Genomic DNA, 8,595 nt, shown 5'->3' with positions numbered 1-8,595 from the left:
ATGAAAGCCGTCCCCGACCAAATCCGCCAATTCATCCCCAACGACTTCGCCTCCCTCGGAGCAGACGGCTTCGGCTTCTCCGACACCCGCCAAGCCGCCCGCCGCTACTTCAAAAACGACACCCACTCCATCGTCGCCAAAACCCTCCAACTCCTCGCCGCCAAGGGAGAAGTCGAAGAAGGTGCGCTGGAAAAGGCCATCGATAAGTACCGGCTACTGGATGTAAACGCCGGCACCACCGGCGGAGCTGGCGGCGACGCTTAGTAAACGAGCAGTTGGGCTGTAGCCCGGGACTGCACAAACTCAAGCAGTAACCGCGACGGCGGCTTCCATCCGAAGGTGGGGGCCGCCGTCGGGCGTTTAATCAAGCCTTTTCACCGCGCAACATGACGTGACCAGCGACAACATAAGTTGTAGCCTTCGCACAAATGGAGCTTGCCTGAGATGCACCGTATGCTCGTTCCATGGCAGAGCCCAGCAAAATCACTACAAAGCGCAAAGCAGCAACCCAGGCATTGTCGCCGGAAAAGGCGGAGACCCTGCGGCAGCTCCGTGCCAATGTGGGGCAATTGTCCACCAGCACCATGCGGCAGCTTGAGAAATCGCTGCCTTGGTACGGCCGGCTGAGCTCTGATGAACGCTCCGCTTTGGGGCTCGTGGCGCAAAATGGCATTGCCGCTTTTGTGACCTGGTATGAACGTCCCAGTTCGCCGTCGTGGATCCTGACCGACGTCTTTGGCAATGCACCCACTGAATTGACGCGCTCCATCAGCCTGCAGAAGGCCTTGCAGTTGATCAGGATTGTGGTGGAGGTCGTCGAAGACCAGGTTCCTGTGATCGCCCCTGAATCGGACCAGCCTTCGCTGCGCGAGGCGGTGCTTCGTTACTCCCGGGAAGTGGCTTTCGCGGCCGCGGATGTCTACGCACGCGCAGCGGAATCACGGGGATCTTGGGACACCCGGCTTGAGGCCTTGATCGTGGATGCAATCCTGCGGGGCGAAAACACGGACGCCCTTCGCTCAAGAATCGCGGCCCTGGGCTGGAAAGCGCAGGAACGTTTCACCGTCATGGTGGGCAACTCGCCATCGGAGCCCAGCGCCAGCTACGTTAGCGATTTACGCCGGACTGCCGGCCGTTTCGCAGAAGACGCGCTTGTAGGAATCCAAGGTGACCGCCTCATTCTTATCCTCGGCGGCGTCCAGGACCGGGATACGGCGTACCTCAAGCTCAGTGAACTTTTCGCGCCGGGCGCCGTCGTCTATGGCCCGGAGGCCGGCTCGTTGCTGGAGGCCAGCACTTCGGCCCAGGCCGCCTTCGCTGGCCTTACCGCCGCCCGCGCCTGGCCCTCGGCGCCGCGGCCTGTTGCAGCGGACGATTTGCTCCCGGAACGCGTTGTTTCCGGGGATGATGCGGCCCGGCGGTCACTCATCAAGAATATTTACCGTCCGTTGCTGGCGGCATCAAACGGCTTGGTGGAAACCTTGGGAACTTACCTTGAGTTGGGACATTCACTGGAGGCAACAGCGCGTGAATTGTTCGTCCATGCCAACACTGTGCGCTACCGTTTGAAGCGTGTCTGCGATGTGACAGGCTGGGATCCGCTCCTCCCAAGGGAAGCTTTCGTACTTCAAACTGCCCTGGTGGTGGGCCGGCTTTCGGCCCAGCCCAAAGCCACCCCCGAGCGTCACGCATCGCGTTCACAGAACTGAACCGTTGTAGACTTCCTACAAACTGACCCAGTGAGCTTGGTGTACGAAAACACCAGTGGATCACGTGGCAATTTGGAAAGCTGGATACGTGCTTGCAATCGTCTGCCCTGGACAGGGCTCCCAGACCCCTGGATTTTTGGCCCCTTGGCTGGAACTCCCCTCCGTCGAAGGCCAACTGGCCACCCTGAGCGAGATCGCAGGCATCGACCTCAAGGCCCACGGAACCACCTCTGATGAAGAAACCATCAAAGACACCGCAGTGGCCCAACCCCTGATCGTGGCCGCCGGGCTTGTGGCAGCCAAGTCTTTGTTCGACGTCGAGCTCAACACACTTCCGGTTGTCCTTGCGGGGCACTCCGTGGGTGAAATCACGGCTTCTGCCCTTGCCGGCGTCCTCACTGAGCAGGAAGCCATGACTTTCGTCCGTGAGCGGGCCAACAGTATGGCTGCCGCAGCGGCGGTAACCCCGACAGGCATGAGTGCAGTCGTCGGTGGGGACCCCGCTGAGGTCCTTGCCGCCATCGAGGCATCGGGCGCCACTCCCGCCAACGTGAACGGAGCCGGCCAGACTGTCGCCGCAGGAACATTCGAGCAGCTCAAGGCCTTGGCGGACAACCCGCCGGCCAAGGCACGCGTCATCCCCCTGAAGGTTGCCGGCGCCTTCCACACCTCGCACATGGCTCCCGCCGTCAGCGCACTGGAAGCCCTGAAGCCCTCCTTGTCCCCGCAGGACCCGACTGTCCCCCTGCTGTCCAACTACGACGGCAAGGAAGTTACGGCAGGTTCTGCCGCCGTCGACAGCATGATTGCGCAGGTCTCCAGGCCCGTCCGGTGGGACCAGTGCATGGAGAATCTCTCAGCCCGCGGAGTAACCGGTGTGATCGAACTGGCTCCGGCCGGCACGCTTGCTGGTTTGGCAAAGCGTGGAATGCCAGGGGTCAAGACAGTTGCCGTCAAAACCCCGGATGATTTGTCCGCGGCCCTGGCACTTTTCGCTGAATTGGAGGGACAAGCGTGAGCACCCCCGTACTGAACAAAGCGACGGTGAACGAGAACGCCCGCATCCTGGGCATCGGCGCCTACCGTCCCGATGTCATCGTCACCAACGACGACGTCTGCCAGTGGATCGATTCCTCGGATGAATGGATCCGGCAGCGCACTGGCATCATCACCCGCCACCGGGCAGCCGCTGACGTCAGTGTCATCGACATGGCCGAAGGCGCCGCCCGCGAAGCCATCCAGCAGGCCGGGATCGAACCGTCCCAGCTGGGTGCAATCATCGTGTCCACCGTGACCCACCCCTACGCAACGCCCTCGGCTGCCGCTGCCCTTACGGAGCGATTGGGCGCGACGCCGGCACCCGCCTACGACATTTCCGCCGCCTGTGCGGGTTACTGCTACGGCGTGGCCCAGGCAGACGCGCTGGTGCGCTCCGGTTCTGCCGAATATGTCCTGGTGGTCGGCGCCGAGAAACTCTCTGACGTCATCGACAACCACGAACGCACCATCTCGTTCCTGCTCGGCGACGGCGCCGGCGCAGTAGTGGTTGGACCTTCCGACACCCCCGGCATCGGACCTTCGGTGTGGGGCTCGGACGGTAGCAAGTGGGATGCAATTGGAATGACCCACTCTTTGGAAGACGTCAAGAAGCTGGGCGAATCGGCTCGTCACTCCGACGAAACAGATGACCTCGCAATCATCTCTGCAACACAGGATGTCTGGCCTACGCTGCGCCAGGACGGCCAGACTGTTTTCCGTTGGGCCGTCTGGGAAATGGCAAAGGTAGCGCAGCAAGCGCTCGACGCCGCCGGCATAGAAGCCAGCGACCTCGCCGCTTTTGTTCCCCACCAGGCGAACATGCGCATCATCGATGAGATGGTGAAGAAGCTGAAGCTTCCCGAGACCGTCCTCATTGGCCGCGACATCGCCCAAGCCGGCAATACATCAGCTGCTTCCATCCCCCTGGCCACGCACCGCCTTCTTCAGGAGAACCCTGAACTCAGCGGTGGGCTGGCATTGCAGATCGGTTTCGGCGCCGGATTGGTCTTTGGCGCCCAGGTTGTCGTTCTGCCATAGACCTGGACTGGCCCTGTGGCCTCCAGCCAACTGAATATGACTTACAAACCCAAACCGTAACCGCGGTTTGCCCCCTTTCCGGCATAGCCGGCACAACAAGAAAAGGAGCCAACAATGGCTAGCAACGAAGAAATCCTGGCCGGCCTGGCTGAAATCGTCAACGAAGAAACGGGCCTGGCTACCGAAGCCGTCGAGCTGGACAAGTCCTTCACCGAGGACCTGGACATCGACTCCATCTCCATGATGACCATCGTCGTGAACGCCGAAGAGAAGTTCGGCGTACGTATCCCGGACGAAGAGGTCAAGAACCTTAAGACCGTCGGCGACGCCGTCAGCTTCATCGCAAACGCCCAGGCCTAAGCCTGGTACCAGCTGTGCCGGGCCAGGGTCTTTGATCCTGTGCCCGGCACAGCCGCAGTAACGCCCAAAGTTTTTCCTGCCGCCCCTGCAAAAACTGCAGATGGGACGGCTGATCCGACAGAGAGTGATCGCATGGCACGCAAAGTAGTCATAACCGGTCTGGGGGCCACCACTCCCATCGGCGGCGACGTCCCCACAATGTGGCAGAACGCGCTGAAAGGGGTCTCAGGTGCACGCACACTCGAAGACGAGTGGGTGGCCAAGTACGACCTCCCCGTCCACTTTGCTGCCCGGTGCTCGACGCCGGCCCTGGAAGTCCTGAGCCGGGTGGAAGCCAAGCGTATGGACCCGTCCACGCAGTTTGGTGTCATCGCTGCCCGTGAAGCATGGGCTGATTCAGGTATCCAGGACATCGACCACGACCGCCTGGCGGTGGCATTTGCCACGGGCATCGGCGGCGTATGGACGCTCCTTGATGCCTGGGACACGCTCAGGGACAAGGGTCCGCGCCGGGTCCTGCCCATGACCGTTCCCATGCTCATGCCCAACGGCGTAGCCGCTGCTGTCAGCCTTGACCTGGGCGCCCGAGCCGGAGCCCATACTCCAGTCTCCGCCTGCGCATCCGGTACTGAGGCCCTGCACCTTGGCTTGGACCTGATCCGTTCCGGCAAGGCCGACGTCGTCATGTGCGGTGGCGCCGAAGCCGCCATTCACCCGATGCCCTTGGCCGCCTTCTCGTCCATGCAGGCACTCTCCCGTCGCAATGACGATCCTGAGCGCGCTTCACGCCCGTATGACATCGACCGCGACGGCTTTGTCATGGGTGAGGGTGCTGGTGCGCTGGTACTCGAAGCAGAAGAGCACGCAATCGCCCGCGGTGCCCGCATCTACGCTGAGCTTGCCGGTACATCGGTAACGGCCGACGCCTACCACATCACAGCCCCCGATCCCGAAGGCCTCGGCGCCACCCGCGCACTGAAGGCCGCGATGTTTGACGGCAGGATCCAAGCGGAGGACGTAGTCCACGTCAACGCCCACGCCACCTCCACTCCAGTAGGTGACAGGCCGGAGTACACGGCCCTCCGCGCCGCACTGGGGGCTCACGTCGACAACGTGGCGGTATCTGCCACCAAGTCCCAGATGGGCCATCTCCTAGGCGCCTCCGGGGCTGTAGAGGCGGTCCTCACTGTCCTGGCTGTCTATGAGCGCAAGGCACCTGTCACCATCAACCTCGAGAACCAGGATCCTGAGATCCCCCTCGACGTCGTGACGTCCGCGCGCGACTTGCCTGCGGGCGACATCGTGGCGCTGAGCAACTCCTTTGGCTTTGGTGGACACAACGCCGTCATCGCGGTCCGCAACGTCTAAGACCTGCGTTCGCCGAATGCCGTGAGGTGAACAGAAGAGAAGGGCCCACCATTCCTTTAGGTGGGCCCTTCTCTGTTGCTATGGGAATGTTTTGGCCGTCAGGAGTTGCTGCTACCCGACTTGGTGCAGCCACCGGACCGGAGCGCCCTCAGCAGCGTGGCGGAAGGGCTCCAGTTCCTCATCCCAGGCTTCGCCCAGGGCCAATGACAGCTCATGGTAAACGGCGGACGGGTCTCCGGCTCCTGACTCATAGGCATAGCGGATGCGGTCCTCACTGACCATGATGTTGCCGTGCACATCCGTGACAGCATGGAAGATCCCCAGTTCCGGGGTATGCGACCAGCGTGCCCCATCCACGCCTTGGCTCGGTTCTTCAGTAACCTCGTACCGCAAATGTGCCCAGCCTCGAAGAGCAGACGCCAACTGGGCGCCGGTGCCTGGCGTACCTGTCCAGGACAGTTCGGCACGGAACATTCCGGGCGCAGCTGGCTGAGGGGTCCACTCAAGATCGGTCCGCTTGTCCACGACCGATCCGATGGCCCACTCAACGTGCGGGCACAATGCCGTAGGGGCCGAGTGCACGAAAAGGACACCGCGGGTTGTTGCAACAGACATTCCATCCTCCATAGCTGTAGGTACGTCTTCCCCAACGACCTCTGCGACGGATGTTTACTGTTGCTGCCCGGCCCTGTCATTCTTACGGACCCTGCAGGCTATTCAATTAGCTAAGACTCTTTGATTGTGACACGAAACGAACCCTCAACCCTAAATTGAAGGTTCGGCCGTGGTGCTTTCATTTTGCCGTACCCTTCCCTTTTCCGCCAGTGCAACTCTTTGGGCGTCATTTTCAGGCCCGCGGATGTGCCTGCTGGTAGCTCTTCCGAAGCCTGTCCACGGAAACGTGGGTGTAGATCTGGGTAGTGGCAAGGCTGCTGTGACCAAGAATTTCCTGCACTGCCCGAAGATCAGCCCCACCATCCAGCAGATGGGTTGCGGCGCTATGCCTCAAGGCGTGGGGCCCCGTTGCAGCGGTATCGCCCAGTTCCTGCAGCAGGACGGCTACAACCGCACGGACCTGGCGTGGGTCAACGCGCTTTCCCCTCACACCCAGGAACAGAGCCGGACCGCTCGTGGCAGTTACCAGCGCCGGGCGTCCCCGGCGAAGCCAATCGTCGATTGCAAGGGCAGTGGGAACTCCGAAAGGAACGGTACGCTCCTTGTTTCCCTTGCCAATGACACGGAGGGTCCTTCTATCCGGATCCATGTCATCGATGTCGAGCCCGGCCAGCTCCCCCACGCGCACGCCAGTTGCGTAAAGCAACTCCACCATTGCACGATCCCGAAGGGCCAGGGGACCTCCGTCTGCCGCAGCAGCGTCAAGGCTATCCACGACCCTGAGAATTTGCTGCTGCTGGAGGACCCCAGGCAACGATTTCCCGCGCTTAGGAGCTTGCAGACGCAGGGCCGGATCTGTGGCGATGAGTTCCTCCCTCAGAGCCCACTTGGTAAACGACCTGGCCGTGGCGGCACGGCGGGCAAGAGTTGACCGGGCCATCCCGGCTTCACTTTGCGCACCCAGCCATCGGCGGAGCGAACCCAACTCCAATTGATCGAGATCGCGTATTCCCTCCTGGACCGCGAATCCGAGGAGGCTGTACACGTCCGCCAGATATGCGCGGACAGTATGTGCCGACCTCGCGCGTTCACCGTGGAGGTAGCGTTCGAAACCCTCCACTGCGCTCTTTAGCGATGCTGGCAATGATTCTGCGTCCACCCTTCCAACTTTGCCAGCACCATGGACCCTCGCTGCGTATCAACATGCTTCGCTGCTCGTCCGCCTAGGCATTCTTGGTGCGCTTCCAGGCCCCCCGTTCGGAGGATGCGAGACCCAGCAGTCCCAATCGACCCAAGCCCGCACGCACAGAGTCCGGGCTGAGGCCAGCAACGACCGTGAGTTTCTCCACAGAACTTGCCGATCGAAGCGGCAAGGCGTCCAGGAGAATCAGGTCTTCCAAGGACAAGCCATCATGCGGTGCGGCCGGCGAATCCTTCTCGGAGACCATCACTTCGCCATTCCGGCCGGCCAGTTCAGCAATTTCTCCGACGTCCGTCACACAGATCGCCCCGCCATCCCGGAGCAGCCTATGGCAACCCGCCGAGTTCGCGCTGTGAATGGATCCGGGGACAGCTGCCACTACCCGCCCGATGCTCTCAGCGTGGTGGGCTGTGTTCAATGCGCCTGACCGCCAACGTGCCTCCACTACCACCGTGACAGCCGCGAGCGCAGCAATGAGGCGATTTCGCTGCAGGAATCGGTACCTTGTAGGGGCGGATCCGGGTGGAACCTCCGAAATCACGGCTCCTTGGTTGGCGACGGCACGAAGAAGATCCTCGTTCCCGGAAGGATAGAAGCGGTCCACTCCCCCAGCCATGATGGCAATGGTCGGTACGTTTGCCACTCCACCACGGAGGGCCCCACGGTGGGCGTGGGCGTCAATGCCGTAGGCTCCCCCGGAAACAACGCAGTATCCACGCTGGGCCAAGCCGTAGGCAAGATCCCCAGTCACGGACGCTCCATAGCTCGTGCTGTCCCTGGACCCCACCAACGCGATGGTCTGCCGCGTTGAGGGAAGGGGCTGCTCGTGTCCGCGCCACCACAGGCATAAAGGCTCCTGGAGGCCGAGGTCGGACAACTGCTCGGGCCAAAGCTCGTCGCCGGGAACAATCAGGCGGCCTCCGAGCCGCCTCATCGTCTCCAGGTCACGGTCCGGCGCGAGGTCCGGAACACGTGGAGCCCATCGTCGCTTGCTGGCCGTGAGCCCCGGCCAGGAAGCCGGGCCTCCGCTTTCGGTCAGTAAAGCGGAGATCTCTTGTTCAAGGCGCGGACCTGCAGCGAGTTCGCCTGTCACGATACCCAGCGCATCAACAGGTCCAACAGCATGAACCAAGGCGAGCCCCACGGAATCCTGTGGTTCCATCAGACGCGCCAATGCTGCCCGTGCAAGCCTTTCCTTTTCCTGCTTCCCCAACACGGTTCCCCTTGCGCCTTCGGTTGTCATTCCGTCCTTCGTCACGTTGTCCT

The 8,595-nt window shown here is 61.9% G+C and carries 9 protein-coding genes; 6 read left to right on the top strand and 3 right to left on the bottom strand.

Annotation, left to right across the window (positions count from 1 at the left end; all coding sequences use genetic code 11):
• The 6 genes from AC1DD5_RS05240 to AC1DD5_RS05215 form a co-directional block, all read left to right on the top strand.
• Positions 1-264, top strand: a 264-nt coding sequence (locus AC1DD5_RS05240; RefSeq protein ID WP_442017172.1) for a hypothetical protein, incomplete at its 5' end; no start/stop codon positions are given.
• A 200-nt stretch (positions 265-464) separates the two neighbouring features.
• Positions 465-1,709: a PucR family transcriptional regulator gene (locus AC1DD5_RS05235; RefSeq protein WP_442003968.1), complete on the top strand. Its 1,245-nt coding sequence runs from the start codon at positions 465-467 to the stop codon at positions 1,707-1,709.
• An 88-nt stretch (positions 1,710-1,797) separates the two neighbouring features.
• Entirely contained in the window at positions 1,798-2,727 is a 930-nt protein-coding gene (locus tag AC1DD5_RS05230) for an ACP S-malonyltransferase (RefSeq protein ID WP_442003967.1), read from the top strand.
• Positions 2,724-3,785, top strand: a complete 1,062-nt coding sequence (locus AC1DD5_RS05225) for a beta-ketoacyl-ACP synthase III (RefSeq protein WP_477518511.1) — start codon at positions 2,724-2,726, stop codon at positions 3,783-3,785. The genes AC1DD5_RS05230 and AC1DD5_RS05225 overlap by 4 nt, the downstream gene beginning before the upstream one ends.
• Positions 3,786-3,899: 114 nt before the next feature.
• The gene (locus AC1DD5_RS05220; protein ID WP_011692310.1) at positions 3,900-4,145 is read left to right on the top strand and encodes an acyl carrier protein; all 246 of its coding nucleotides are present in this window, start codon (positions 3,900-3,902) and stop codon (positions 4,143-4,145) included.
• Between the two features lie 132 nt (positions 4,146-4,277).
• Positions 4,278-5,513, top strand: coding sequence for a beta-ketoacyl-[acyl-carrier-protein] synthase family protein (locus AC1DD5_RS05215; protein ID WP_442003965.1), 1,236 nt, complete (start codon positions 4,278-4,280; stop codon positions 5,511-5,513).
• 111 nt (positions 5,514-5,624) lie between these two features.
• Here the strand turns inward: AC1DD5_RS05215 and AC1DD5_RS05210 are convergent, their stop codons facing one another.
• The 3 genes from AC1DD5_RS05210 to dprA all read right to left on the bottom strand — a co-directional run bounded on the left by AC1DD5_RS05210 (position 5,625) and on the right by dprA (position 8,572).
• The gene (locus AC1DD5_RS05210) at positions 5,625-6,128 is read right to left on the bottom strand and encodes a DUF3145 domain-containing protein (protein WP_216923837.1); all 504 of its coding nucleotides are present in this window, start codon (positions 6,126-6,128) and stop codon (positions 5,625-5,627) included.
• Positions 6,129-6,360: 232 nt separating this feature from the next.
• The gene (locus AC1DD5_RS05205; protein WP_477520727.1) at positions 6,361-7,287 is read right to left on the bottom strand and encodes a tyrosine recombinase XerC; all 927 of its coding nucleotides are present in this window, start codon (positions 7,285-7,287) and stop codon (positions 6,361-6,363) included.
• 64 nt (positions 7,288-7,351) lie between these two features.
• A complete protein-coding gene (gene dprA / locus AC1DD5_RS05200; RefSeq protein WP_477520748.1) occupies positions 7,352-8,572 on the bottom strand; it encodes a DNA-processing protein DprA in 1,221 nt (406 codons plus the stop codon).
• Positions 8,573-8,595: the final 23 nt, after the last annotated feature.

The organism is Paenarthrobacter sp. 10L420 (assembly GCF_056395385.1).
This window is presented reverse-complemented; position numbering and strand designations above follow the sequence as displayed.